Annotated in this window: 25 protein-coding genes; 8 read left to right on the plus strand and 17 right to left on the minus strand. The window is 73.5% G+C overall.

The features are described 5' to 3' along the window. Positions 1-14 precede the first annotated feature (14 nt). Both hemC and HS99_RS21705 read left to right on the plus strand, forming a co-directional pair. Positions 15-950 carry a hydroxymethylbilane synthase gene (gene hemC, locus HS99_RS21700; protein WP_030551040.1) on the plus strand — a complete coding sequence of 312 codons (936 nt, stop codon included), beginning with the start codon at positions 15-17 and terminating at the stop codon, positions 948-950. Between the two features lie 211 nt (positions 951-1,161). After that, the gene (locus HS99_RS21705; protein WP_030551038.1) at positions 1,162-1,707 is read left to right on the plus strand and encodes a hypothetical protein; all 546 of its coding nucleotides are present in this window, start codon (positions 1,162-1,164) and stop codon (positions 1,705-1,707) included. Here HS99_RS21705 and HS99_RS21710 read toward each other — a convergent pair whose 3' ends face one another. Beyond that, a complete protein-coding gene (locus HS99_RS21710) occupies positions 1,708-2,226 on the minus strand; it encodes a winged helix-turn-helix domain-containing protein (protein WP_030551036.1) in 519 nt (172 codons plus the stop codon). Positions 2,227-2,301: 75 nt separating this feature from the next. Between HS99_RS21710 and def the strand changes: the two genes are divergently transcribed. Together def and HS99_RS21720 are read left to right on the plus strand one after the other, a co-directional pair. Next, positions 2,302-2,886 (plus strand): peptide deformylase, encoded by a 585-nt coding sequence (def, locus tag HS99_RS21715; protein ID WP_037828802.1) that lies wholly within the window; start codon positions 2,302-2,304, stop codon positions 2,884-2,886. A 129-nt stretch (positions 2,887-3,015) separates the two neighbouring features. Next, the gene (locus HS99_RS21720) at positions 3,016-3,534 is read left to right on the plus strand and encodes a hypothetical protein (protein WP_030281531.1); all 519 of its coding nucleotides are present in this window, start codon (positions 3,016-3,018) and stop codon (positions 3,532-3,534) included. 55 nt (positions 3,535-3,589) lie between these two features. Here HS99_RS21720 and HS99_RS21725 read toward each other — a convergent pair whose 3' ends face one another. After that, positions 3,590-4,609 (minus strand): glycoside hydrolase family 113 protein, encoded by a 1,020-nt coding sequence (locus HS99_RS21725; protein ID WP_030551034.1) that lies wholly within the window; start codon positions 4,607-4,609, stop codon positions 3,590-3,592. 122 nt (positions 4,610-4,731) lie between these two features. Here HS99_RS21725 and HS99_RS21730 point away from each other — a divergent pair, with 122 nt between their 5' ends. Further along, positions 4,732-5,319 (plus strand): TetR/AcrR family transcriptional regulator, encoded by a 588-nt coding sequence (locus tag HS99_RS21730; protein ID WP_030551032.1) that lies wholly within the window; start codon positions 4,732-4,734, stop codon positions 5,317-5,319. Here HS99_RS21730 and HS99_RS21735 read toward each other — a convergent pair. Next, the gene (locus HS99_RS21735) at positions 5,312-5,935 is read right to left on the minus strand and encodes a TetR/AcrR family transcriptional regulator (RefSeq protein WP_030551030.1); all 624 of its coding nucleotides are present in this window, start codon (positions 5,933-5,935) and stop codon (positions 5,312-5,314) included. The genes HS99_RS21730 and HS99_RS21735 overlap by 8 nt on opposite strands. A 115-nt stretch (positions 5,936-6,050) precedes the next feature. Here HS99_RS21735 and HS99_RS21740 point away from each other — a divergent pair, with 115 nt between their 5' ends. Next, positions 6,051-6,800: an SDR family oxidoreductase gene (locus HS99_RS21740; protein WP_046386003.1), complete on the plus strand. Its 750-nt coding sequence runs from the start codon at positions 6,051-6,053 to the stop codon at positions 6,798-6,800. An 88-nt stretch (positions 6,801-6,888) separates the two neighbouring features. Here the strand turns inward: HS99_RS21740 and HS99_RS21745 are convergent, their stop codons facing one another. The 4 genes from HS99_RS21745 to HS99_RS21760 all read right to left on the minus strand — a co-directional run bounded on the left by HS99_RS21745 (position 6,889) and on the right by HS99_RS21760 (position 11,317). Continuing rightward, entirely contained in the window at positions 6,889-8,295 is a 1,407-nt protein-coding gene (locus HS99_RS21745; RefSeq protein ID WP_078958661.1) for an SDR family NAD(P)-dependent oxidoreductase, read from the minus strand. A gap of 92 nt (positions 8,296-8,387) precedes the next feature. Continuing rightward, positions 8,388-8,780 (minus strand): hypothetical protein, encoded by a 393-nt coding sequence (locus tag HS99_RS21750; protein WP_030281519.1) that lies wholly within the window; start codon positions 8,778-8,780, stop codon positions 8,388-8,390. A gap of 204 nt (positions 8,781-8,984) precedes the next feature. Further along, entirely contained in the window at positions 8,985-10,484 is a 1,500-nt protein-coding gene (locus tag HS99_RS41445; RefSeq protein ID WP_050366865.1) for a carbohydrate binding domain-containing protein, read from the minus strand. Between the two features lie 227 nt (positions 10,485-10,711). Further along, a complete protein-coding gene (locus HS99_RS21760; protein ID WP_030551022.1) occupies positions 10,712-11,317 on the minus strand; it encodes a choice-of-anchor C family protein in 606 nt (201 codons plus the stop codon). Positions 11,318-11,669: 352 nt separating this feature from the next. Between HS99_RS21760 and HS99_RS41450 the strand changes: the two genes are divergently transcribed. After that, on the plus strand, positions 11,670-11,900 hold the full coding sequence (locus tag HS99_RS41450) for an aldo/keto reductase (protein ID WP_267885513.1): 231 nt from the start codon (positions 11,670-11,672) through the stop codon (positions 11,898-11,900). 3 nt (positions 11,901-11,903) lie between these two features. Here the strand turns inward: HS99_RS41450 and HS99_RS21765 are convergent, their stop codons facing one another. From HS99_RS21765 to HS99_RS45120, 4 genes are all read right to left on the minus strand, one after another. After that, the gene (locus HS99_RS21765; RefSeq protein ID WP_050366866.1) at positions 11,904-12,554 is read right to left on the minus strand and encodes a GNAT family N-acetyltransferase; all 651 of its coding nucleotides are present in this window, start codon (positions 12,552-12,554) and stop codon (positions 11,904-11,906) included. A gap of 96 nt (positions 12,555-12,650) precedes the next feature. Continuing rightward, on the minus strand, positions 12,651-13,325 hold the full coding sequence (locus HS99_RS21770) for a nitroreductase family protein (protein WP_030281512.1): 675 nt from the start codon (positions 13,323-13,325) through the stop codon (positions 12,651-12,653). A gap of 92 nt (positions 13,326-13,417) precedes the next feature. Next, the gene (locus HS99_RS21775) at positions 13,418-15,055 is read right to left on the minus strand and encodes an ABC-F family ATP-binding cassette domain-containing protein (protein WP_030551020.1); all 1,638 of its coding nucleotides are present in this window, start codon (positions 15,053-15,055) and stop codon (positions 13,418-13,420) included. 105 nt (positions 15,056-15,160) lie between these two features. Then, positions 15,161-16,378 (minus strand): trypsin-like serine peptidase, encoded by a 1,218-nt coding sequence (locus tag HS99_RS45120; protein ID WP_030551019.1) that lies wholly within the window; start codon positions 16,376-16,378, stop codon positions 15,161-15,163. Positions 16,379-16,860: 482 nt separating this feature from the next. Between HS99_RS45120 and HS99_RS21785 the strand changes: the two genes are divergently transcribed. Further along, positions 16,861-18,486: an ABC-F family ATP-binding cassette domain-containing protein gene (locus tag HS99_RS21785; protein WP_030281506.1), complete on the plus strand. Its 1,626-nt coding sequence runs from the start codon at positions 16,861-16,863 to the stop codon at positions 18,484-18,486. On the opposite strand, the gene HS99_RS21790 is transcribed toward HS99_RS21785, so the two are convergent. The 6 genes from HS99_RS21790 to HS99_RS21815 form a co-directional block, all read right to left on the minus strand. After that, a complete protein-coding gene (locus tag HS99_RS21790; RefSeq protein ID WP_167344930.1) occupies positions 18,487-19,239 on the minus strand; it encodes a Pr6Pr family membrane protein in 753 nt (250 codons plus the stop codon). A gap of 130 nt (positions 19,240-19,369) precedes the next feature. Beyond that, complete coding sequence (locus tag HS99_RS21795) at positions 19,370-20,122, minus strand: response regulator (RefSeq protein ID WP_078938679.1); 753 nt, start codon at positions 20,120-20,122, stop codon at positions 19,370-19,372. Next, complete coding sequence (locus HS99_RS21800) at positions 20,119-21,315, minus strand: sensor histidine kinase (RefSeq protein ID WP_223886105.1); 1,197 nt, start codon at positions 21,313-21,315, stop codon at positions 20,119-20,121. The genes HS99_RS21795 and HS99_RS21800 overlap by 4 nt, the downstream gene beginning before the upstream one ends. Next, positions 21,306-22,346: a hypothetical protein gene (locus HS99_RS42685; protein WP_050366867.1), complete on the minus strand. Its 1,041-nt coding sequence runs from the start codon at positions 22,344-22,346 to the stop codon at positions 21,306-21,308. Before HS99_RS42685 ends, HS99_RS21800 begins: the two co-directional genes overlap by 10 nt. Before the next feature lie 88 nt (positions 22,347-22,434). Then, entirely contained in the window at positions 22,435-22,977 is a 543-nt protein-coding gene (locus HS99_RS21810; protein ID WP_046385948.1) for a GNAT family N-acetyltransferase, read from the minus strand. 83 nt (positions 22,978-23,060) lie between these two features. Beyond that, positions 23,061-24,119, minus strand: coding sequence for a hypothetical protein (locus HS99_RS21815; protein ID WP_050366868.1), 1,059 nt, complete (start codon positions 24,117-24,119; stop codon positions 23,061-23,063). Positions 24,120-24,161 lie beyond the last annotated feature (42 nt).

Genomic DNA, 24,161 nt, shown 5'->3' on the forward strand with positions numbered 1-24,161 from the left:
CCTATCATCGCGCCATGGCCACCGCTGAGCTGATCCGCATCGTCTCCCGCTCCTCGCCCATGGCACTCGCCCAGGTCGACCGGGTCCGCACCGAACTCGCCGAACTGCACCCGGGGTTGCGCACCGAGGTGGTGCCGGTCACCACCTCGGGCGACCGCTGGACCGGCGACCTCTCCCAGCTGGGCGGCAAGGGCGCGTTCACCAAGGAGGTCGACGCCGCGCTGCTCGCCGGGGAGGCCGACGTGGCCGTGCACTGCCTCAAGGACGTGCCCGCCGACCGCCCGCTGCCCGCCGGCACCGTCTTCGCCGCCTACCTGCGCCGCGACGACATCCGCGACGCGCTCGTCCACCCCGGCGGCCTGACCCTGGCCGAACTCCCGCCCGGTACCCGGATCGGCACCTCCTCCGTCCGCCGCATCGCCCAACTCGCCGCCACCCAACCGCACCTGGAGTGCGTCCCGATCCGCGGCAACGCCAACAGCCGGCTCGCCAAGCTGGCGGCCGGGGACGCCGACGCGCTACTGCTCGCCGTCTCCGGCCTGGAGCGGATCGGCGAGCAGGCCAGGATCACCGAGGTCCTCGGCGTCGAGGCGATGTGCCCGCCGATCGGCGCCGGCATCCTCGTCCTGCAGTGCCGCGAGGACGACACCGCGACCATCGAGGCCGTCACCGGGCTCGGCCACCACGACACCTGGCGCGAGGCGGCGGCCGAGCGGATGTTCCTGCACGTGCTGCAGGGCCACTGCAACAGCCCGATCGCCGGCTACGCCAGGGCCGAGGCGGACGGCCGGCTCTCGCTGCGCGGCCGGGTCTTCACCCCGGACGGCAAGCGGGTGCTGGACGCCCACGAGTGGGCGGGCGTGCTCAGCCCGGAGGACCTCGGCACCTCGGTCGCCCTGGCACTCAAGCGGCAGGGCGCGCAGGAGCTGATCTCCTCGATCCCGCACTGAGGCGGGGTTCGGTGCGCTGTGCCCCGGCGACCGGTGGATCCGGCGTCCGGTGGCCCCGTTGTCCGGTGGCCCCGGCGACCGTGGCCCCGGCGTCCTGTGAACCCGGCGTCCTGTGAACCCGGCGTCCTGTGAACCCGGCGTCCTGTGAACCCGGCGTCCGTTCCGGCCGTTACGCGAGAACCGACCGGGTGTTCGGGGCGTCCGTTGAGGCGTGATCAGTGCGGTGCTCGGCGGGATGCCGAACTTCTGGCCCGGGCTGCTGCTCTCGCTGGTGCCGGCGGCCCTGCTGAACCGGCCGGTGGGGCGGCTGCTGCGGGCCCACTGGGTGGTGGGCTTCCTGCTGCTGCTCGGGCTCGGCGGGGTGGTCGTCGCGACGCTGCTGCCGGAGGCGTTCCGGCCGTCGGTGCTCCGGCACGCGGCGGAGGCCGCGCGGCACTGCTCGGTGGCGGGCGCCCGGCCGCGTTCGCCGTACGAGCTGCTGCACGTGCGGCACATCGAGCTCAAGCTGGCGACCTACGCGCCGGTGGGCTTCGCGGCCGCCCTGGCCGGGACGCGGCGACGGGCGGCGGTGGCGCTGCTGGGTACGGCGATGCTGCCGTTCGCGGTGTCGGGGCTGCAGTACGCGGTGCCCGCGCTCGGGCGGGCGTGTGACGTGCAGGACGTCTGGGACGGCGTGCAGGGCGTCGTGCTGGGGGCGGCGCTGGGGCTGGTGGTGGGACCGGTGGCCCGGGCGATGACCAGGGCGCGGGCGGTCTGACTACCGGTCGAGCAGGGGGAACAGGCGCGCCACGGCCGCGACCGGACGGGCCCCGGCGGGCCGCGTCCGCGGGTCGGTGTCCCGGCCGCGGTAACGGGTGAGCAGCTGCCGCACGGCGTCCGCGACGGCGGTCAGCTCCTCGGGGGTGAGGTGGACGACGGTGCTGAACGCCTCGTCCTGCTGCCACTCGGCCGGGGCTTCGGCGCGCCGGGCGAGCCAGTGCCGGTAGCTCTCGTCCTCCAGGCCGCGGGCCAGCTCGCCGAACCCGTCGCCGGTCGTGGGCGGTTGGGCCTGGGCCAGTCGCCACGGCCGGGCCCGGCCGTCGGTGGCCGGGGCCTCCTCGATCACTCCGTACCGGGCGAGCTGCCGCAGGTGGAAGGAGCACAGGCCGGAGCTGTACCCGAGTCGGGCGGCGGCCTCGGTGGAGGTGAGGGTGCGGCGTTCGGCGAGCAGTTCCAGCAGCGCGGTGCGGACGGCGTGTTCAGGGAGGGCGCCGGTTCTGACGATGTCTTCGGTCACTTTGCAAAGTCTGCTACTTTGCAAAGTGGACAGCAAGGCCATCGAGCAGGTTCATCAAGATGAGGGGGAGCGACAGTGTCCGAGTCGCGCGAACGTCCGACCGTCCTACGGATCACCGAGGTGGGGGAGGAGATCCTCCGCCGCACCTGCCGCACGGCGACCGGGGAGGACTTCGGCAGCGAGCGCCTGGCCCGGCTGATCGACGACATGTTCGCCACCATGTACGTCGCCGACGGCTGCGGACTCGCCGCCAACCAGGTCGACGTGGACCTGCGCCTGTTCGTCTACGACTGCCCCGACGACGACGGCGTCCGGCACGTCGGGCACGTGCTCAACCCGGTGGTCGAGGAGCAGGACCCCGGCCGCCCGCTGATCGAGGACGTCGAGGGCTGCCTGTCCGTACCCGGAGCCAACACCCGGCTCGCCCGCCCGGCCCGCGCGGTGGTGCGCGGTGTCGACCAGCACGGCGAGCCCGTGACGATCGAGGGCACCGGTTACTTCGCCCGCTGCCTCCAGCACGAGACCGACCACCTGAACGGGGGCCTCTACATCGACCGGCTCTCCGCCCGCGACCGCAAGCGGATGATGAAGCAGACCGCCGACCGCCGCGAGCAGGTGTTCGCCGAGCGCGCCGCCAAGGCCGCGAAGACGGTCGGATGACGCCCGGATGACGCGGTCCGGGCGGGGGCGCGTCAGCCTGCTGGCGCATGCCCGACTGGCTCTGCCGGGGGAGGCGGTTCGATCCTGCGGTCGAGGTGGGGGCGGGGTGGTCGCGGCGAGGGTGGACGCATGTTGAAGAACATTCCGGTCGGTGACACCGAACGCCCCGTTCCCCGTTGGGCGTTGCGCCTCGCCAAGGCCCTACCGTTCGTCCTGCTGCCGCACTGTCTGTGGCGGCTGCCGTTCGCCTTCGACTTCACGATGGGCACGGTCGAGCCGGGCCGGCCGCCCCTCACCTGGTGGGCCGCCCCGTACGTCTTCGCGCTGAGCCTGGTCACCGAGGGGCTGGCGCTGCTCACCCTGGGCCTGGTCAGCGGGTGGGGCGAGGTGTTCCCGCGCTGGGTGCCGTTGCTGCGCGGGCGCCGGGTGCCGCCGCTCGGGCCGCTCGTCGCGACGCTGCTGGGCGGGCTGGTGCTGTTCGGACTGTTCGGGCTCCAGCCGCTCGCCTGGATCGGGGCGCTGGACGAGGTGGGCTTCAGCAACGGGTGGTGGGAGGCGCTGGCCCGGGTGTGCATCGGCCCCGCGGCGCTCTGGGGTCCGATCACCATCGCCCTCGGCATCGCCTACTACCGCCGCCGCACCGCGTGAACCCGGTCGCTGCGCAGGAAGTCGGACCGGCCGACTTCCTGCGCAGCGCCGCGTCTCAGTGCGTGCGGTAGTACTCGCCGACCGCGGCGAAGGCCTCCTTCGGCTCCCAGGGGAGCCCGGGGAAGGCACTGCCCGGGCGGTCCTCGTGGACCTTGACGATGCCGTAGCTGGCCAGGTCGAGGTCCTCGCGCGGATCGCCGTCCGGGCGGTGGACGAAGTCGTGGAGCGCGAAGGTGAACACGAAGGCGGCGTCGATCCCGCCGGCGTCGAAGGCCGTCAGCAGCTCGCGCAGGTGGGCGGCCTGGCCGGGCTCGTCGCGCTGGTAGCTGCCGTCGAGGCGCACCGGCCCGTCGGGGCCGTACTCGACCACCGACAGGCCGAGCGCGCCCCGGTCGCCCGCGCCGCGGTAGGTGGCGGAGCCGAACTCGGTGACGGCGACCGGCTTGCCCTGGGCGGTCAGCTCGCGGACGCCGTCGGCGAAGCGGTCGGCGGTCCCGGCGGAACGGTAGAGGTCGAGCGAGACGACGTCGAAGGGCGTCCAGTCGACCTGCTCCAGCGGGACGGCGGCGTAGGTGAGCCTGCCGTGGAAGTGCTCTCTGACGGTGGCCACCGCCTCGCCGAGGAAGGCGTTCACCTTGCCGCGGACCGCGCCGAGGTGCTCGCGCACCGCCTCCGGCCGGGCGAGCAGCGCGATCCGCTCCTCCGTGGTGTCGCCGGGCAGGAACCCCGGGTTCATCAGGCTGAGTTCGGCGCCGGCCACGAACACCACCTCGGCCCCGCCCAGCCGCAGCCGCTCCGCGCGCCCGGCGCAGTCGGCGAACAGCCGCAGCATCTCCTCGGCGGTGCGCTCCAGCGGGTACGGGGAGAACCAGACCTCCAGCCCGAGCCCGGCGGCGTATCCGGCGGCGAGCTCGATCCGGTCCGGATCGCCGCCCATAATCCGTACGGCGGTGCAGTGCAGTTCGTCGCGGATGATCCGCAGCTCGCGCTCGACGACCTGGGGGTCGAACAGCTTGCGTGAGTACGAGCCGCCCCGGACGAATCCGGTGTCGTAGCTGATTCCCCTGGCGCGCATGGTCTCCTGCCTTCACGGAGGATCGGAAACTTACGGTACGGCCAGTACCGTAGTTGCCGTGGCCCCAGCGCGGCAAGTAAGCATGGTGGCGGTACGGGCGGCAGCGAGGGCGGAGCGGGAGCATGGCCGGGCAGACGCGGCGGCGCGGAGCGGCGCTGGAGGAGGCGATCCTGGCGGCCGCCGTCGCGGAACTCGCCGAATCCGGGTACGCGGGGCTGACCATGGACAAGGTCGCCGCCCGCGCGGGCACCAACAAGAACGCCCTCTACCGGCGCTGGCCCAACCGGCTCGCCCTCGGTATCGCCGCCTACAAGCAGCTCGCCAAGGCCGCCCCGCTCCCCGACACGGGTGAACTGCGCGGCGACGCCCTGGAGTTGTTGCGCCAGGCGAACCGGCACTGGAGCTCCCCGCTCGGCGGCGTGCTGCGCGAACTGCTGGCCGCGGCCGGTGGCGCGACGGAGTTCCTGGCGCAGCTGCAGGACCAGTCCGGCGACGCCGCGGCCGCCCCCTGGCTGACCCTGCTGGGCCGGGCCGTCGCCCGGGGCGAGGCGGCGCCGGAGGTACTGCACCCGCGGGTGGCGACGGTGGCGGTGGTGCTGCTGCGCAACGAGTTCGTCGTCCGAGGCGTGCCGAGTGCGCCCGACGACGTGCTGGTCGAGATCGTGGACGAGGTGTACCTGCCGCTGGTCCGGCGCCGGAGCGCTAGCTGACCCGGTTCCCCTCGGTGAGGGTGGCGGCGAGGCGTTCGGCGGCGGCGGCGTCCAGCGGGGCGTGGCCGAGCAGGAAGCGGTACCAGAACAGTCCGTAGACCTGGTCCACGATCAGGTCCAGGTCGGCGCCGCCGTCCAGTTCGCCGCGTTCGCGGCCCCGGGCGAGGAGTTCGTGCAGCGCGGTCCGCCGGGTGGCGGTGAAGGTCTGCATCAGTTCGGCCAGGTGGGGGTCGCGGGCGGCCTCCCGGACGACGGTGCGCAGCGCGGAGGCGGTGGTGCTGCGCTGCGCGGCGTCGAAGGTGGTCTCGATGAAGGCGCGCAGGTCGGTACGCAGGCTGCCGGTGTCCGGCTGGTCGGAGACGTCTCGGTCGGCGCGGTCGGTGAGGGCGTCCAGCAGGACCGCGCCCTTGGAGGGCCACCAGCGGTAGACGGTCTGCTTGCCGACGCCGGCCGTACGGGCGATGGCGTCGATGGTGACGGGTGTGCCGTCGGAGTCCGCGAGCAGGTGCAGCGCCGCGTCCAGGATCGCCCGGTGGGCCGCCTCGTTGCGGCGGCGGCCGGTGTGCGGCCGGGCGGAGGGGGCCTGTTCGGCCGCCCGCGGGTCGGTCTCGCTCATCGTGTTCCCTTTCGTTCTGCCCCCGCTTGACAAGACTAGCAGTCTCGGCAACCATCATTACCAGAACTGACGGTCTCGACAAGCTGGCGAACAGGTAGCCGGAAAGGCCAGAACCATGAGCACTGCATCTGCATCGAACGTCTTCGCCGGACAGCGCACCGTCGTGATGGGCGGCAGCTCGGGCATCGGCGAGGCGACCGCGACCGCCTTCGCGGCGGACGGCGCCGAGGTCGTGATCACCGGCCGCGACCGCGAGAAGCTGGACGTCGCCGTCGCCCGGATCGGCGGCAGCACCAGCGGCGTCCAGCTGGACGCGACCGACCCGGCCGCCCTGGCCGCCTTCTTCACCGCGACCGGCACCGTCGACCACCTGGTCGTCGCGGTCAGCGGCGCGGCCGGCAGCGGCGCGTTCGCCGATCTGGACCTCGCCGACCTGGCGCACGGCTTCGACGCCAAGTTCTGGCCGCAGGTCCGGGTCCTCCAGGCGGCCCTGCCGCACCTGCGCAAGGACGGCTCGGTCACCCTGATCACCGCCGCCTCGGCCCGCGCCGCCATCCCCGGCACCGCCGGACTGGCCGCCATCAACGGTGCCCTGGAGGCGATGGTCCCGCCGCTGGCCGTCGAACTCGCCCCGCTGCGGGTCAACGCCGTCTCGCCCGGCGTGATCGACACCCCGTGGTGGGACCGCGTCCCCTCCGAGCAGCGCACCGCCCTCTTCGACGGCCTGGCCGCCACCACCCCGGTCGGCCGGGTCGGCCGCCCCGAGGACGTCGCCCGGGCGATCCACATGTTCGCCGCCAACACCTTCGTCACCGGCGTCGTGCTCGACTGCACCGGCGGCGCCAACCTCCCCACCGGCCGCTGAGTACCCTCACCCCGGCGGCCCGGCCCGGGAACTCCCGGACCGGGCCGCCGGGGGCGCCCTCAGCCCTGTTCGGGCCGGGCCCCGCCCGTCACCACTCCGCGACCCGGTAGTCCTTGAGGAACACCCCCGACACCGGGTCGCCCGCCTCGCCGCGGACGATCGGGTCGTAGACCCGGGCGGCGCCGTCCACGATGTCCAGCGGAGTGCGGAAGCCCCGGGCGGCGATCCGGGTCTTCCTGGGCGCCGGGTTCTCGTCGGTGATCCAGCCGGTGTCCACGGCGCACATGTGGACGCCCCGCGGGGCGAGCTCGGCCGCGCTGGTGCGGGTGAGCATGTTGAGCGCGGCCTTGGCCATGTTGGTGTGCGGGTGGCGTGCCGTCTTGTTGCGGACGGCGAACCGGCCCTCCACCGCGGTGACGTTGACGATGTAGCGGGCGCGGTGCGGGGAGGCGAGCAGCAGCGGCAGCAGCCGGTCGCAGAGCAGGGCCGGGGCGAGGGCGTTGACCAGCTGGGTCTCCAGCACCTCGGCCGGGTCGAGCGAACCGAGCGTGGCGGACCACGAGTTGGCGGGCGCGAGGTCGGGCAGCAGCCCGGCCTCGTCGGTGAGGTCCAGCAAGGGACCCGCCCCGGAGGGGAGTTGGGCCGCGCCGGTGAACGGCCGGAATCCCGGCGCCCGGGTGACGGCCCGGCGGTCGGCGGCCGGCAGGGCCGTGGTCTCGCCCGCCGCCAGCAGGGCGTAGGACTCGGGCGGGCGGCGCAGCGTCTGCGCGGCGTTGTTGACCAGGATGTCCAGTGGGCGGCCGTCGGCGCACAACTGATCCGTCAGGCAGAGGACTTGGCGCGGGTCGCGGAGGTCGATGCCGACCACCGTCAGCCGCTCCCACCACTGGTCGCTGCCCTCGGCGGCGCGGAAGCGGCGCACGGTGTCCTGCGGGAAGCGGCTGGTGACGGTCAGCTCGGCGCCGTCCCGCAGCAGCATCAGGGCGAGCTGGAAGCCGATCTTCACCCGCCCCCCGGTGAGCAGCGCCCGACGGCCCCGCAGGTCGGTGGAGAGGCCGCGGCGGGCGGTGTTGTCGGCCGCGCAGTCCGGGCAGAGCATGTGGTAGAAGCCATCGACGCGGCGGTACGGCTGCTTGCAGACGTAGCACCTGCGCGGCACCTGCAGTTCGCCGACCGGCCCGGTGGGGACTGCGGTGAGCGGTGCGTCCTCGCGGCGGTGCCGGGCGCCGGTCGCGGTGGCGGCGAGCAGGTCGGCGTCGGCCTGCCGGAGCGCCTCCTTGGCCTCCTGGCGACGGCGCTTGCGGCTCTCCGTCACGAAGGAGCTGAGCTGCCGCTCGGCGTGCAGCCGGGTGCGGTCGTGGGAGGGTAGGCCGCGGAGGCGGCCCAGGGTGCGGCTGAACGCGCTGAGTTCCTCGGGGGTGAGGCCCGCCGCGCACGCGGCTTCGCTGGTCGTGGTGTCGATGATCAGCTGATGGTGGTCGTCCCGGACCGTCATGTCCGCCCCCTCGTTCCGTACAGGTGGGAGGGACTGTAGTTGACGGTCCGGAAGGATGAGATGCCAATTTCCGCCGGGGGTGGCCCGGGCGCTCAGCCGCAGTCGGGCGTCAGTGAACCGACCCGGCGGCCGTCGAGCTCGTGGGGTCCGAAGTGGGCGAGCTCCTGCTCGTCACCGGCGAAGTGGGGCTGGTCGTTCAGCCGGATGATGCAGCCGAAGTCGTTCGGGAGGGGGGCGACGGCCGAGCGCGGGTGGATCGGCGGCTCGATGTCGTCCAGTTCGCGCAGGCTGAAGCCCTCGCTCGTGACGTGCGCGTCCTCGTTGAGCAGGATGCGCCCGGTCTGGTGCGGACCATCGAACAGGCACAGGTGCCCCTTGGGACACCTCGGGGCGGTCGGCATGGCGTGGACGGCGGGCGCGGTGGCGGTGGCGAGGGCGATCGCGGCGGCGGAGGCGAGGGCGGCGCGGAGCAGGCGGTGACGCACGAGAGGTCCCAATCGTTCGGCACAGGGGAAGCGCAGGGAGCGCAGGGAGGCGACTACCATCCGTGTGGTCGTCGTCACCGCATGCTAGATGGTTCCCGGGCGAACGACGGAGCCGCGCGCCGGTTTCCGGACACCCGCGCCGGAACGCGCGGAGGTGCCGGCCGCCCTTCCCGGGCCGCCGGCACCTCGTTCCCGCTACCGGGCTCAGCCCGTGTACTGGCTGAAGATCTTCGCGAACTCGTACGGCTGCTGCGGGACGTTGGTGCACTTGGCCAGCGAGCCGCCGGTGCAGGCGTTGGCGTCCCGGGTGGCGTCCCAGAAGGCGAGCAGGCCGAGGTGGTTCTGCTTGGCGAAGGTCACCAACTGCTGGGCGGCGGCCTGGTTGTAGATCTGGTGGTCGTCGTTCTCGCCGATCATCGGGGTGACCCCGACCATGGCCCACAACTGTGTGTCGGTCTTCGCCGGGTAGAGCGCCTTGAGCTGGCCGAAGGTGGACCGGGCGGCCTGGACGGTGGCGTTGCCGTAGTCGGTGCCGGAGCGGTAGTAGTCCATCGCCATGACGTTGACCAGGTCGAGGTTGACCCCGGCGTCCCGGGCGGACTTGACGACGGCCACGCCGTCGCCGGTCAGGCCCTCGGGCAGGACGGGCAGGGTGAGCGAGACCTTGAGGCCGGGGTGGGCCTGCTGGAGTTTGGCGAGCGCGGCCGAGCGGCGGTCGTTGGAGGCGGTGTCGGCGATCGCCGCGCCCTCGATGTCGTAGTCGACGTAGCGCAGGTCGTAGGCGTTGACCACGGCGTCGTACTCGTTGAACAGCGAGTCCACCGAGGTGCAGGCGGCGGCGAGTTCGGTCCCGGCTGCGCCGCCGAAGGAGAGCTTGACGTCGCCGCCCGCCGCGCGCAGCGCGTCGACCTGGTCCTTGGCCCAACCGGTGCGCGGGTCGTAGGCGTTGAACCAGCTGGCCTTGCAGCCGACGCCGGTGACGAAGCCCATGCTGTAACCCCTGGCGCCGCCCGCCCTGGCCATGTCGGGCATGGACGGCGTGGGCCAGGCGCCCATGTCGATGTACGGGGCGACCGGGAGGGCGACGTTCGGCGGCGGGGTGGTCGGGCCGCCGGTGGGCGGAGTGGTCGGCGGGGTGGTCGGGGGAGTGGTCGGACCGCTGCCGCCGGGGCCGGTGAGCGTGACGTCGTCGGCGACGTAGCCGCCCTGCCCGTACCAGCCGTGCAGGTAGACGGTGACGCTGGTGGTGGTCGGGCCGGTGGTGAAACCGGCGGACAGCTGCTGCCAGTTGGAGCCGCCGGGGGTCCACACGGCGGGGTCGGTGACGCCGCTGCCGGTAACGCCGAGGTAGACGTACTGGCCCTGCACCCAGGCGCTGAGGCTGTACGTGGTGTTGGGCTGGACGCTCACGGTCTGGCCGCACTGCGCGGTGTCGCTCGCGCTCGCCGCCCCCTTGAGTGCGTACGCCCCGCTGTGGGCGCCGGAGTTGACGACGCTGCCGGTGCCGGCGGAACAGCTCCACGGGCCGAGGGCGCCGCTCTCGAAGCCGCCGTTGGCGAGCAGGTTCGCGTCGGCGGCGCCGGCGTTCCCGGCGAGGGTGGCGAGGCCGCCGGCGGCGAGCACCGCGGCGGCGGCGAGGCTCAGCAGTTCGGTCCGGCCGGTGGGGCGGCGGTGCGTGGGGGCGTGCTGGAGCGCACTGGGCATGGGGGTGCCTCTCGGGACGTGGGGCCGCCCGCGCCGTGAAGGGGGGGACACGGGGCGGGCGGCAGCATGGGGGCTGGTCCGGTGCGGGGAGGAGCGCGGTGCTGAGGATCAAACTGGACTAGACCAGCTGTGCACGTCAAGCACTTCCCGGCTTCCGGAAGCCGTCCCGGGCAGGTTTTAGGGCGGGTTTAAGGGCGGGTTTAAGGACCGCCCTCCCGCGGGCCGTCTCAGCCGCAGCAGGACTTGCACTCCTTCACCTGCACGTTGTCGAGCACCGGGCCGTACGGGCCGCCCACCGTGCTCTCGAAGGCCAGCGTGGTGCTGGAGTTCTGCGCGACGAAGCTGAACTGCCGTCCGACGTAGCCCATCGCGGCCCTGGTCCTGCCGGTGACGTCGAAGGAGTAGTCCTGGAAGTCCTGCCCGTCGATGAGCGCCCGCCCGGTCCGGAGGGCGACCCCGCCGTCGGGGTTGCCGGCCAGCGCGTACGTCACCGAGTAGGTGGCGCCGGGGACGGTGGTGAAGGTCTGGGCGATGGTGCCGGCGGCGTTGCCGTTGAGGTCGAGAGCCTGGTCGCCCTCGGCGGCCTGCCACATGCCCGCCCCGATCAGGTCGACACTGCCGCTGGTGACCCGCCACGGGCCGATGGTCTGCCCGGCGGCGAACTCGGTGAAGTTCCCCGCAGGCGCCTTGGGGGACTCGAAGCTGCCGTCGTCGAAGCGGCTGAACGCGCGGTGGCCGGCCGCCTGGGCCGGGGCGGCGAGCGCGGTGGTGGTCAGGGCGGTGGCGGCGACGGCCAGGGCGAGCGCGGCGGTGCGGGTGCGCGAGAACGACATGGGTTCCTCCCCGAGTTCCGTGACTTTTCGGTCACTTCCGTGTTGCCGGGCCGAGTTGATCGGCCGCGAACAGAGCGTCGACCGTCCCGGCGAGCCGTGCCAAGACCGGGCGGGCGGCGCCCGGTGGTGCGGGGTGCCCCGGGGCGGGCTCTCGCGCGCCGGTTTGGCGGGGGCGGGGCCGCCGGGGCCCGGCGGGCCGTGCGGGGACGAACACCCCGGGCCGACGGCCGGGTGGGGTAGCCCGGTGGTGAAACCGGAGCCGCGCGCCCCGTCCGCGCCTCCATGGTGGGTCGATGAGCATATGAACAGCCTGGTGGTCGATGAGGGGTAGAGGCTGGAATCGCAGGCCAACCTGGAGCTGGTCGGGCGGGTCAGGGCGATCGCCGACCGGCTCGGCGCCACACCCGCCCAGGTCGCGCTGGCCTGGACGCTGGCGCAGGGCCGGTACGTCTTCCCGATCCCCGGCACCAGGACACCGCGCTACCTGCTGGACAACGCGGGCGCCGCCGGGCTCACGCTCTCCGCCGACGACCTGGCCGAGCTGGACGCGCTGCCCGCCGCCGAGGGCGGGCGCTACTACTGACCCTCAGCGCTCCTTCACCCACACCAGCTGCCGTCCGGTCTCGCCCGGGGCCCGGGCGGCGGCCTCGGTGACCCGGTCCAGCCGGTAGCCGAGCTTGCGCGGGACGGCCGCGCTGGCGCCGTTCGCCTGGTCGCAGCGGATCTCCACCCGGGCGATTCCCGGCAGGGCCAGGGCGGCCTCGGTCAGCGCCCCGGCCGCGGCGGTGGCGATGCCGCGGCCGACGTGCCGGGCGGCGACCCAGTAGCCGATCTCCAGCGCGCCCGGGCCGATCCGCCCGTGCAGGCCGAAGGCGCCGACCACCCGGCCGGGTGCGTCGTCCAGGTCGGCCAGGTACATGAAGTCCGTGCCGGCCTCCCAGGCGGCGGTGCCGGCCCGGGTCAGCTCGGCGGTCCGGGCCCGGGTGGGGGCCTCGGCCGCCCACTCCATCCAGGGCCGCAGGTGCTCCAGGTTGGCGCGGACGGCCCGGTTCAGCGCCGGGGCGTGGGCGCTGCGACGGCGGTGCAACCGCAGGCCGCCGGGCAGCCGCAGCAGTTCGGGCGGCCGTCCGGTGGTCGCCTCGGGCGCCTCGGGCGCCTCCGTCGGTACCGCCGGGGCCGCCGTGCCCGCGGGTGCCGCCCGGGCGGGCTCGCAGGAGTGCGACTGTGCTCGGCTCATGGCCGCGATTATGTCCTTGCCCCGGACCTGCCACATCCGGAAGGGGGCGCGACCGGAGCTCCCGACCGGGGGTGCGGGCGGCGCGCCCCCGGCGCCTCAGAGCCGGACCATCACCTCGTCGAGATCCTTGCGCCGCAGGTCCGGCACGCGCGCCCCCTCGGCCGGGTAGCCGACCGGGATCACGTACGCCGCGCGCTCCTCCGCCGGGCGGTCGCACACCTCGTTGAGGAACCGCATCGGGCTCGGCGTGTGGGTCAGCGTCGCCAGTCCGGCCTGGTGCAGCGAGGCCAGCAGCAGCCCGACCGCGATCCCCACCGACTCCTTGGTGTAGTACGGGCGCGGCGAGTTGGGCCCCTTGTGCACCTCGAAGACCACGATCACGGCCGGCGCGTCCTCCAGGAACGGCTTGTGCCAGTCGGTGCCGATCGGCGCCAGTGCGGCCAGCCACTCCTCGGACGCCCGGTGGCTGTAGAACTCGCGCTCCTCGGCCTCGGCCGCCTCGCGCAGCAGCCGCTTGCGCTCCGGGTCGGTGATCACCACGAACCGCCAGGGCTGGACGTGCGCGCCGCTGGGCGCGGTGCTCGCGGTGCGGACCGCCCACTCGATCACCCCGTCCGGGATCGGGTGGCTGTCGTAGTCGCGGACGGTCCGGCGCTGCGCCATCACGTCGTGGAAGGCCTTGCTGCGGTCCTCGGCCTGGTGGGCCGGCACCGTCATGGGGGTGAGCGGGACGGTCGGGTGGGACGCCCCTGCCACTGCGCTGTCAACCATGGCCGACAGCACAGCACATGACGGCCACTCCGGGAAGAGGTAGAGACCAATTCCGGGAGTGGCCGTCCTGCGCCGGGGAGGGTTGGGGAGGGTTACAGCTCGTGCACCCGGCCGTCACGGACCTCGATCCGCCGGTTCACCGCCACGGTGTCCAGCATCCGCCGGTCGTGGGTGACCAGCAGCAGGGTGCCGGTGTACGAGCCGAGCGCCGACTCCAGCTGCTCGATCGCCGGCAGGTCCAGATGGTTGGTGGGCTCGTCCAGCACCAGCAGGTTGACCCCGCGCGCCTGCAGCAGCGCCAGCGCGGCCCGGGTGCGCTCGCCGGGGGAGAGGGTGCCGGCCGGGCGCAGCACGTGCGCCGCCTTGAGTCCGAACTTGGCCAGCAGGGTGCGCACCTCCTCGTCGGTGAACTCCGGTACGGCGGCCGCGAAGGCGTCCGCCAGCGGCTCCCCGCCCAAGAACAGGCCGCGCGCCTGGTCCACCTCGCCGACCACCACGCCGGAGCCCAGCACGGCGCTGCCGCCGTCGAGTTCGAGCCGGCCGAGCAGGGCCGCCAGCAGGGTCGACTTGCCCGCGCCGTTGGCACCCGTGATGGCGACCCGGTCGGCCCAGTCGATCTGCAGGTCCACCGGGCCGAAGGCGAAGTCGCCGCGCTTGGCGACGGCCGCTCGCAGGGTGGCGACCACCGAGCCGGAGCGCGGCGCGGTGGCGATCTCCATGCGCAGCTCCCACTCCTTGCGCGGCTCCTCGACCACGTCCAGCCGCTCGATCATCCGCTGGGTCTGCCGGGCCTTGGAGGCCTGCTTCTCGGTGGACTCGGCGCGGGTGGCGCGGGCCTTCTTGTCGTTGTCGCCGCCCTTGCGGCGGGCGTTGCGGACGCCGTGCTCCATCCAGTTGCGCTGCATCTGCGCCCGGGCCTCCAGCGAGGCCTTGGTGTCGGCGTACTCGTCGTACTCCTCGCGGGCGTGCCGACGGGCCACCGCCCGCTCCTCCAGGTACGCCTCGTAGCCGCCGCCGTACAGGTTGACCTGCTGCTGGTGCAGGTCCAGCTCCAGCACCTTGGTGACGGTGCGGGCCAGGAACTCGCGGTCGTGGCTGATCAGCACGGTTCCGGCGCGCAGGCCCTTGACGAAGGACTCCAACCGCTCCAGGCCGTCCAGGTCGAGGTCGTTGGTGGGCTCGTCGAGCAGGAACACGTCGTAACGGGAGAGCAGCAGCGAGGCCAGGCCCGCGCGGGCGGCCTGGCCGCCGGACAGCGCCGTCATCGGCAGGTCGAGGGAGACCTTCAGGCCGAGCGAGTCGGCCACCTCCTCGGCCCGCTCCTCCAGGTCGGCGCCTCCGAGGTCCAGCCAGCGGTCCAGGCTCGCCGCGTACGCGTCGTCGGCGCCCGGACGGCCCTCGACCAGCCCCTCGGTGGCCTCGTTCAGTGCGGCCTGGGCGGCCGCGACACCGGTGCGCCGGGCCAGGAAGTCGCGCACCGACTCGCCCTCCCGCCGCTCCGGCTCCTGCGGGAGGTGGCCGACGTTGGCGCTCGCCGGGCTGAGCCGCAGCGACCCGCCCTCGGGGGTGTCCAGCCCGGCCAGCAGCCGCAGCAGGGTCGACTTGCCGGCGCCGTTCACGCCGACCAGGCCGATCACGTCGCCGGGGGCGACGACCAGGTCCAGGCCGGAGAAGAGGGTGCGTTCGCCGTGGCCGGCGCTGAGGTCCTTGACTACGAGTGTGGCGCTCATGATGGGCCGATTGTAGGAGGACCGGGCCCCGAGCCGGAAAAGCCCGGGGCCGCGGCTGTGGCAGCCGCGGCCCCGGGGGTGATCCGTGGATCACTGCCTATCGGGTCACTTGGCCTTCTTGGAGAAGTAGTCGAACATGTGCGCCGCGACGTCCTCCAGGTAGGGGCCGGCCTCGTAGGTGTTGGCGCCGTTGCCGACGGAGGTGTCGCTGACCAGGGCCGGCTTGCCGTCCTTGGTGGCGTACCAGCCGCCGCCGCTGCTGCCGCCGGTCATGTTGCAGCCGATCATCAGCATCGCCGGGCGGTCCGGTACACCGGGCTTCGCGGCCGGCTTGCCGCCGTCGCAGTGCTCCAGCTCGACGCCGTCGAAGGGCTTGCCCTCCGGGAAGCCGTAGTTGGAGACGGAGGCGAGCTGGTCACGCGGGGCGTTGAACCACAGCGGCACCGAGCCGCCGACGGTCTCCTCCAGCGACTTGCCGTTCGGGTCCGGGTTGGCGACCTTGACGATGCCGAAGTCGTACTGGCTCCAGGGGCCGCCCTTCTCCGGGTCGGCCTCCTGCGTCCACTGCGGGGAGACCATGCCGGCGGTCGCGCCCCACTCGCCGTACGGCTCGGCGTCCTCCAGCTTGGACTTCTGCTTGTTGCCGTTGCTCAGCACGCCGTTGCTGTTGAAGGCCGGGGCGAAGGTGATGTCGGTGTAGTACTTGTTGCCCTTGCCGCCGTGCAGGCAGTGGCTCGCGGTCCACACCAGGTTGCTCTTGCCCGGGTTGGCCGGGTCCGAGACGACGGTGCCGGAGCACACGTAGTCGTCGTTGCCGTCCTTGAAGAAGATCTTGCCGTTGACGTGCGTGTTCTTCGGGAACGGGTGCGCCACCGGCTTCGCCGCGACGACCGCGGGCAGGTCACCCGGCCCGGTCGGCGGCTGGGCGGCGGTGGGCTGGGCCGGGGCCGCGCCGGTCGGCTGCGCGGTCGGCTGGGCCGGGTCCTGCGTCGGGGCCTGGCCCGGCGCCTGCGGCAGCGGCTTCGGCTTGGCGTTGAGCAGCTTCTGCAGGGTCCAGTAGCCCTTGACCGCCGGGGTGATCACGTTGGCCTGGGCCCACTTGTCCCAGTCCTCCAGCTTCCAGGTCTTCAGCTCCTGGACCGTCGGCAGCTTGAGCGGCGCGGCGCCCGGCTTCCCGGAGGCGGAGGCCGCGACCGTCGGAGCCGTGCTCTGGGCACCGGCCGGGTCACTGTTGTCCGGCCCGCAACCGGTGGCGACCACCATGGTCAGCGCGGCGACGGAAGCGCCGAGGACGGCACGGCTCGGCCGGGATATCGGTGACATGAGTTCAAATCCCCCTGTTGACTACCGCCATACGCCCTGTTCCTCGGGTACGGCCTTCGGGCCGCAGGTATGGCAGGTGAGGAGTCTGCCATGCGGATGAGGAACTCCTTACATCCGCCCCTCGCCGGGACGGGGGCTGTCACCGGATCGGCACGGGATCGGCACCGGGCCTTCGCCGGGGGGGAGGAAACGGCCCCGGCGGCAAGGCCGAACAAATCGGTTGCCTCCGTCCACCGGCCCGCCTAGCATGGTCCGTGTCATCCGCCAGACAAGGAGAAGGCCGTTGATCTACTGAGGTCCCGGGACACCGCCCCGCCACGCCAGGCCCTGCTCCTGCCGCGTGGTGCGCGAGTGTGCGACCTCAGTCACGGCCCCGTGGCGCCCCTTAGCGCCGCCCTGTCCCTCGGCCGTTCCGGTTCCGCACCCGCGGTGTCTCCCCGTGTTGCTCCTCGTTCCTTCAGCAACCACCCGGGAGGCCTTGCATGGCACAACCCACCACCGCCGTCCTCTGCACCGACCTCGCGTTCGAGTGGCCCGACGGCAAGTCCGTCCTGGACGGATTCCACCTCGCCGTCGGCCCCGGCCGCACCGGACTGATCGGCCTCAACGGCGCCGGGAAGTCCACCCTGCTGCGGCTGCTCGCCGGCGAGCTCACCCCCACCGGCGGCACCGTCCGGATCGCGGGCGAACTCGGCTACCTGCCCCAGGGGCTGACACTCGACACCGGCCTGCGGGTCGACGAGGCGCTCGGCATCCGGGCCGCCCGCGAGGCCCTGCACGCCATCGAGTCCGGCGACACCGACCAGCGGCACTTCGACGCCGTCGGCGACGACTGGGACGTCGAGGAGCGCGCCCGCGCCACCCTCGACCGGCTCGGCCTGCACCGGCTCGGCCTCGACCGCACCACCGGCGAACTCTCCGGCGGCGAGGCGGTGCTGCTGCGACTGGCCGCCCTGCTGCTGCGCCGCCCCGACGTGCTGCTGCTCGACGAGCCCACCAACAACCTCGACCGGGCCGCCCGCGAGCGGCTCTACGAGGCGGTGGCCGGCTGGCACGGCGTCATGGTGATCGTCAGCCACGACCGCGAGCTGCTGCGGCACGTCGACCAGATCGCCGACCTCCGGGACGGCGAAGTCACCTGGTACGGCGGCAACTTCGACGACTACGAGCGCACCCTCGCAGCCCAGCAGGAGACGGCCGAACGGCTGCTGCGCAACGCCGAGGCCGAGGTCCAGCGCCAGAAGCGGGACTTGGTCGACGCCCGCAGCAAGCTGGAGCGCAGCGCCAGCTACGGCCGGAAGCGCTCGGTCACCCGCAACGACCCGCACATCTTCGCCGGAATGCTCAAACGCAAGGGCCAGGAGACGGCGGGCCGGCTCACCGGCATGCACACCGAGCGCCTGGAGGAGGCCAGGGCGCGGCTCACCGCGGCCGAGGAGGCGGTGCGCGACGACGCCGAGATCCGGGTCGACCTGCCGCGCACCGCCGTGCCGGCCGGGCGCGGGGTGCTCACCCTGCAGAAGGTCCGGCTGCCGGGGCTGCCCGGGCTGCCCGAGGGCGTCACCGTCGACCTCGACCTGCGCGGCCCCGAGCGGATCGCCCTGGTCGGCCGCAACGGTTCCGGCAAGACCACGTTGCTGCGCACCATCGCGGGCGAACTCGCCCCGCTGGACGGCATGGTCACCACCCAGGTGCCGCTGCGCCACCTGCCGCAGCGGCTCGACCTGCTGGACGACGAGCTGACGGTCGCGGAGAACGTCAAGCTGTTCGCCCCGGGCGCCGGGGACAACGCCGTCCGCGCCCGGCTGGCCCGTTTCCTGTTCCGCGGCGGCCGGGCCGACCAGCCGACCGGCACGCTGTCCGGCGGCGAGCGGTTCCGGGCGACGCTGGCCGCCCTGCTGTTGGCCGACCCGCCACCGCAGCTGCTGCTGCTCGACGAGCCGACCAACAACCTGGACCTCGCCAGCGTTCGGCAGCTCACCCAGGCGCTGGCCGCCTACCGGGGGGCGCTGGTCGTGGTCAGCCACGACCTGCCGTTCCTGCGCGGCCTTGGGCTGACCAGGTGGCTGGAGCTGGACGGCGGACTGAGGGCGGTGGATCCGATGTAGCTAGTGCTGCGAGTCCTGTGCGCCACGGGCCCCGTGGTCGTCCTGGGCGCCTTGGGCGAGCTGGGCGGCCTGGGCGTCGTGGTCGTCCGGTGAGTCCTGCGCCTCCTCGGCGAGCGCCCGGCGGGCCGTGCCCGCGACCAGCGTGCCCAGCCGGTCCAGCCCGACCACGAGGGCGCCGAGCACGACGAACTCGACGGTCAGCTGGGCGATCTGGCCCCAGACGTAGCCGTAGCCCTTGCTGGTCGGGTCGAAGAAGAAGTACGGGTAGGGCGTCGGGAAGTCGTCGAACAGGGCGTTGCGGGCGAGCACGACCGCCGCGTAGCCGAGCGGGAAGGCCAGCCAGAGCGGGATGTCCTTCCAGGCCGCCGCGTTGCGCGGCTTCAGCACCAGCCAGTCGACCAGCACCATCACCGGCGTGACGTAGTGCAGGAAGAAGGACGACCAGTGCGCCAGCCGGTCCGGCCCGCTGACCAGTCCGGGCAGCGGGTTGGCGCCGTGCTGGAGCAGGATGTGCGAGACCAGCCCGGTGATCAGGATGTACAGCGTGGCGGCCCCGCGCAGCCGGGGCGCGGGCGCGTCCACGGTGTCGCGCTCGGCCATCCAGTACACCGCGCCGATGAAGTAGCCGAGCACGATGACGTTGCTCTGCACGGTGAAGTAGACCAGCGAGGACTCGCCGAGGACCAGGCCGAGGCCCGCCGAGAGCACGATGCCCGCGCGCCACCACAGCGCCGGGCGGGTCCGGACGGTCATGCGGCCACCAGTTCGTTCCAGGCGATACGGGAGGTATCGGACAGTTGATCGGAAGTTCGTACTCTACGTGCTGCGCCCGGGAGATCGGAATCCGCGTTCCGGACCCGCGGACCGCCGGGCGGCCGCGGGTTCAGCCCGGGAGCACGAACCCCGACTCGTACGCCGCGATCACCGCCTGGGTGCGGTCCCGGGCGCCCAGCTTTGCCAGCACGCTGCCGACATGGGTCTTCACCGTCTCCTGGCTCACCACCAACTGCCGCGCGATCTCACCGTTGTTCAGTCCGGTGGCCATCAGCCGCAGCACCTGACCCTCCCGCTCGGTCAGCCGCCCGATCGGCCCACGGTTCGGGGCGGCCTCCCGCCGGCCGCCCGCGCCGTGCCGCAGCGCGAGTTCGCGTACGGCCGCCGGGAACAGCAGCGAGTCCCCGCGCGCCACCAGTCGCACCGCCTGGACCATCTCCTCCGCCCGCGCCCGCTTCAGCAGGAACCCGGCCGCGCCCGCGCGCAGCGCGTCGTACACGTGGTCGTCGTGCTCGAAGGTGGTGACCACCAGGATCCTCGGCGGCTCGGCCATCCCGCCGACCAGCTGTTCGGTGGCCCGGATGCCGTCGATGCCGGGCATCCGGACGTCCATCAGCACCACGTCCGGGCGCAGTTCGCGCACCAGCGGGACGACCTCGGCGCCGTCGGAGGCCTCGCCGACCACGGAGAGGTCGGGCTCGGCGTCGATCACCACCCGCAGGCCCATCCGGACCAGCCGTTCGTCGTCCGCGATCACCACCCGGATGGCACCGCTCCCGTCGGTCCGGTGCCCACTGTCCTGTTCGGTGCCCTGTGCGCTGTCCCGTGCGCGGTCCTGTTCGGTGTCGTGTTCGGTGCTCATCCCGCGGTCCCTCCCACCGGCAGCCACACAGCCAGCCGCCACGTCGTTCCGTCCTCGCTCGGCCCCACGGCGCTGCCGCCGTGCAGGGCCGTCGCGCGTTCCCCGATCCCACGAAGCCCGCGCCCGCCGCCGGGGCGGCTCGGGCGGGCCGGGCCCAGCGGGTTGGTCAGTTCGATCTCCAGCCGGTCGGCGTCGAGCGCGACCCGCAGTCCGGCCGGGGCGGGCCCGGCGTGCCGCAGCACGTTGGTCAGTCCCTCCTGCACGATGCGGTACGCCTCGCGGGAGACCTCGGCCGGCAGTGCCCCCAGGCCGGGCGCCAGCTCGGCGTCCACCGTCACGCCGGTGCGGGCGAGTTGGCGCAGCAGGTCGTCCAGCCCGGCCAGGGTGGGCCCGGCCGCTCCGGCGGCGGCGTCCTCCTCCTCGCGCAACAGCCCGAGCACGGTGTCCAGTTCGGCGACGGCCCCGCGGGCGGTCTCCTCGATCGCCCGCAGCGCCTCGGCGGCGAAGTCCGGGTCGGTGCGCAGCACCCGGGCGGCCGCCGAAGCCTGGATGCCGACCGCGCTCAGCGCGTGCCCGACCGAGTCGTGCAGCTCGCGGGCCAGCCGGTTGCGCTGGGCGAGTACGGTGGCCCGCCGCTCGGCGGCGGCCAGCCGCTCCTCCGGAGTGGGACCGAGCAGGACGGGCGCCCAGCGGGCCAGCAGTGCGCCGCAGGCGGCACTGGTCCCGACGATCAGCAGCAGCAGGGCGAGGCCCAGCGCCGGGCCGGTGAGCATCCAGCCGGGGAAGCGGTCCGTCCAGAACCTGGCGAGTTCCTCACTCCCCACGAAGCCGAACAGCAGCACCACCGCGAACGGCACCCCGGCCAGCGTCATCCCGGCGACCACCCCGCCGGAGAACAGGTGCAGCACGAACCAGAGCGCGGTACGCCGACGGGCCGCCCAGGACCGGGCCGGCCCGGTGGCCAGCTCCTCCGGCCGTGCCACCGCGCACAGCGCCCGGGCGGCCGCCCCCTCCAGCCCCCGGACGGTCGGCACCAGGGCGGTGACTGCGGCCATCGGCAGCGAGGTGAACAACGCGAGGAACTGCAACAGGACTCGGCGCACCTCCCCCTGGTCGGGATTGAGCGCTCCGAGCGCCACCACCGACAGCAGGTAGTACGGCATGAGCAGCGCGCCACCCAGCACTAGGTGCACCCAGCGCAGTCGGGCCCGCCGCCCGAACAACGCCGCTCCCGCCCGCCGAATCCGGCCGCCCCCCGTGTCCACCCGGGTGACTCTACGACAGCGCCGCGCGCCGCGGCCGCCCGTTCGACCAGCGCCACCGCGCCGGCGGCCAGCACCAGCACCGCGGTCAGCACCTGTGCGGCCTGGACCAGGGCCAGCGGGCCGGTCGTCCCGGCCGCGGTGGCGCCGAAGGCGACCAACTGCCAGCAGCCCCAGCCGAACAGCGACCCGGCAGCCGTCCAGACCACCAACAACGGTACGCGCAGCGGCCTCAGAGGCCGGAGCCGGAACACCAGCACCAGCAGCCCCGCGGGGGCGGCCACCGCCATCACCGCCGTCACGGCGTCCATCACCGCCACACCCCTGGACCGGTCCTGTGCCAGGGCAGCCGGCAGCCCGGCCGTGCCACCCGCCGCCCAGTACGCCCGCGCCACCGCGGTACCGAGCCCGAGCAGCGCGGCGACGCAGGCCAGACTGCGCTGCACGGCCAGGGTGGGGGAGCGCGGCAGGTCGCCGGTCCCGGCCCGCAGCAGTGCGGCCCAGCGGTGCCGGGCGTACAGGACGAAGGCGGTGATCAGCGCCAGCCCCTGGACGGCGAACCCGCCGTACACCACGGGGAAGACCCAGCCGCCGAGGCCGCCGCCGGGTTCCTGGCCCGTGTTCCGCTCCGGTCCCAGGAGCAGACTGCTCAACAGGTACAGCGGCAGCGCCAGCAGGATGGTGCCGAGCAGCCCGGTCGCCACCCACATCGGGAAGAGCACCAGCCCGGCCGGGGCCCGTCGTCCCCAGGGCCGGACGAAGGCCAGCGCCAGGGCCGCGGCTATGGCGTCCATTCCGACGGTCAGCAGGTTCACCAGCCACAGCTCGTCCATCGCCCCGGGATCGCCCGATCCCACAGGGTGCCCGGTCAGCCACAGCGCCTTGAGCGTCAGGTACGGTCCCGTCGCCGCCACGGCGGTCCACCCGGCGAGGGCCCGTACCCGCCCTTCGTCGATCCTCATGCCCCCAGGCTGCCTCCGGACCCGGCCCGCGGCCTCCGCCGTGGGGGCGAACCCCCTCCCTCCGGCGGGGGATCCCCGGCCCTGCCGTTCACGCCATCCGGTGGATCAGGCGGTCCTCATGGTCCACCCGCCCGTCCGGGTCCGCCACCAGCCCGAGCCGCCCGGCGAGCCGGCGCGAGGGCAGGTTGTCCTCCCGGATCAACGCCGTCACCGGGATCCCCGGGAATCGCGGCAGCGCCTCCGCCATCGCCGCCCGGCACGCCTCCGCCGCGTAGCCCTTGCCCCAGGCGGACGGCCGGAACCGGTAGTACAGGTTGAACACCGGCTCCCCGTCCAGGCTGTGCAGGAACAGCCCGGCGACCCCGATGACGACCTCCGGCTCCTCCCGGGTCGACACCATGCAGTACCCGACCCCGTCCCGCGGCCAGTCCGCCACGAACCCGGCCAACTGCTCCCGCGCCTGCGCGATGTCCCGCTGCGGCCCGTCCGGGTTGTACCGGTTGGTCTCCGGATCCCCGTGGATCGCGAACATCGCCTCGGCATCCCCCTCCTGCGGCCGCGTCAACACCAGCCGCTCGGAAACGGCGACGATCGTGCGTCCGGTGACGACGGCCTGCTCAGCGGTGGTCATGCTGCTTCCCCCGATGTCGTACGTAATGGATCGCTCGCACGATAGACCATTACGCCGACATTCGCCCGCCCCATTTTCCGTCCCTACACGATCGGCTCGCATCCGATCGCCCTGCCCCCGGCGGTGAGGAACTGCTTCCAGGTCTCGTCGCTGTCGGGGACGAGCTTCTGGATGCCGTCCCAACTCATTCGGAAGTAGGCGGGCTTGCCGTGGCAGGTCGTCACCATCTCGCCGGGTTCCACCCAACGGGCCCGGCCGAGCCCCGGCTCGTCCTTCGGGGCGCCCACGGTCAGCAGCCGCGGCTCGGTGCCGATGGTGAAGGCGGCCGAGGACGTCGGGTCCCCGGTCGAGTGGATGCGGCAGGCCCACAAGGGATCGGTGGCGGTGGTCACGGTCTCCCGGAGACCGGTACTCCCGGGGGCTTCGGCGAGGGTGAGCCCGGGTAGACCGCAGACGGCGTTGCGGTCCAGGTCGTGCTCCTTCCCCGCCTCGGACAGCTCCCGGGGTGCTGGCATCGGCGCCTTTCCGCAGGCCCGCTGCATCGCGACGCGGTTGGCAGCCGACACGGCGAGTCCGGCGAGCTTCCGGGCGCCTGGCCTGTCGCTGCCACCGGATCGGACCGCGACCCGCAGCCCGCTGCCGCAGTCCTCGGGGAGCAGCGCCCACGCCCGGTGGTCGAAGGCCGCGCCGGCCGCGCCGCCGTTGGCCGAAGCGCCGAACATCCGGGCCTCCGCCTCGTCCGCGTTGTCCGCCAGGATGGAGAGGCCGGTGTCCTTGCGGAGTTCCACCGTGACCGACCGCTCGTTCCCGAACACTCCGTAACTCACCGTCGCCGTGCAGAACGCGGTGCCGCTGTGCAGGCTCCCGTCGCCGTACTTCTGCTCACCGACCGTGCCCGGCCCGAGCGCATCGTGCAGCGCGTCGGCGCTCACCGCCCCCTCACAGACGCTGCCCGGCCCGAAGGCATTGCTCAGGTTGCCTACGAGGAACGCCCCCACCCCGGCCGCGACCACCGCCAGCGCCACCCCAACGACCGCCGCCCGCGCCCGCAGCGCCCGCGTGGTGAACCCGCGCCGCTCGAGTGCCGCACCGATCCCCTCGGCCGTCCCGTCGGAGGGCGTTCCGTGCTGTCGTCCCGTCACCGGGTCACCCCTTCCCAAAGGCTGCGTTGTGGGCCTGGGTGA

Source organism: Kitasatospora aureofaciens (assembly GCF_001188955.3).
Lineage (GTDB): Bacteria > Actinomycetota > Actinomycetes > Streptomycetales > Streptomycetaceae > Kitasatospora > Kitasatospora aureofaciens.

What these genes read in the sequence shown, in the direction of transcription:
- HS99_RS41445 (WP_050366865.1), bottom strand. Translation starts at nt 10,484, where the DNA reads ATGCCCAGTGCGCTCCAGCACGCCCCCACGCACCGCCGCCCCACCGGC.
- HS99_RS21765 (WP_050366866.1), bottom strand. Translation starts at nt 12,554, where the DNA reads ATGAGCCGAGCACAGTCGCACTCCTGCGAGCCCGCCCGGGCGGCACCC.
- HS99_RS21740 (WP_046386003.1), top strand. Translation starts at nt 6,051, where the DNA reads ATGAGCACTGCATCTGCATCGAACGTCTTCGCCGGACAGCGCACCGTC.
- HS99_RS21735 (WP_030551030.1), bottom strand. Translation starts at nt 5,935, where the DNA reads ATGAGCGAGACCGACCCGCGGGCGGCCGAACAGGCCCCCTCCGCCCGG.
- HS99_RS21770 (WP_030281512.1), bottom strand. Translation starts at nt 13,325, where the DNA reads ATGGTTGACAGCGCAGTGGCAGGGGCGTCCCACCCGACCGTCCCGCTC.
- HS99_RS21810 (WP_046385948.1), bottom strand. Translation starts at nt 22,977, where the DNA reads ATGACCACCGCTGAGCAGGCCGTCGTCACCGGACGCACGATCGTCGCC.
- HS99_RS21730 (WP_030551032.1), top strand. Translation starts at nt 4,732, where the DNA reads ATGGCCGGGCAGACGCGGCGGCGCGGAGCGGCGCTGGAGGAGGCGATC.
- HS99_RS21745 (WP_078958661.1), bottom strand. Translation starts at nt 8,295, where the DNA reads ATGACGGTCCGGGACGACCACCATCAGCTGATCATCGACACCACGACC.
- HS99_RS21725 (WP_030551034.1), bottom strand. Translation starts at nt 4,609, where the DNA reads ATGCGCGCCAGGGGAATCAGCTACGACACCGGATTCGTCCGGGGCGGC.
- HS99_RS45120 (WP_030551019.1), bottom strand. Translation starts at nt 16,378, where the DNA reads ATGTCACCGATATCCCGGCCGAGCCGTGCCGTCCTCGGCGCTTCCGTC.
- HS99_RS21760 (WP_030551022.1), bottom strand. Translation starts at nt 11,317, where the DNA reads ATGTCGTTCTCGCGCACCCGCACCGCCGCGCTCGCCCTGGCCGTCGCC.
- HS99_RS21795 (WP_078938679.1), bottom strand. Translation starts at nt 20,122, where the DNA reads ATGAGCACCGAACACGACACCGAACAGGACCGCGCACGGGACAGCGCA.
- HS99_RS21785 (WP_030281506.1), top strand. Translation starts at nt 16,861, where the DNA reads ATGGCACAACCCACCACCGCCGTCCTCTGCACCGACCTCGCGTTCGAG.
- hemC (WP_030551040.1), top strand. Translation starts at nt 15, where the DNA reads ATGGCCACCGCTGAGCTGATCCGCATCGTCTCCCGCTCCTCGCCCATG.
- HS99_RS21775 (WP_030551020.1), bottom strand. Translation starts at nt 15,055, where the DNA reads ATGAGCGCCACACTCGTAGTCAAGGACCTCAGCGCCGGCCACGGCGAA.
- HS99_RS42685 (WP_050366867.1), bottom strand. Translation starts at nt 22,346, where the DNA reads ATGAGGATCGACGAAGGGCGGGTACGGGCCCTCGCCGGGTGGACCGCC.
- HS99_RS21790 (WP_167344930.1), bottom strand. Translation starts at nt 19,239, where the DNA reads ATGACCGTCCGGACCCGCCCGGCGCTGTGGTGGCGCGCGGGCATCGTG.
- HS99_RS21720 (WP_030281531.1), top strand. Translation starts at nt 3,016, where the DNA reads ATGTTGAAGAACATTCCGGTCGGTGACACCGAACGCCCCGTTCCCCGT.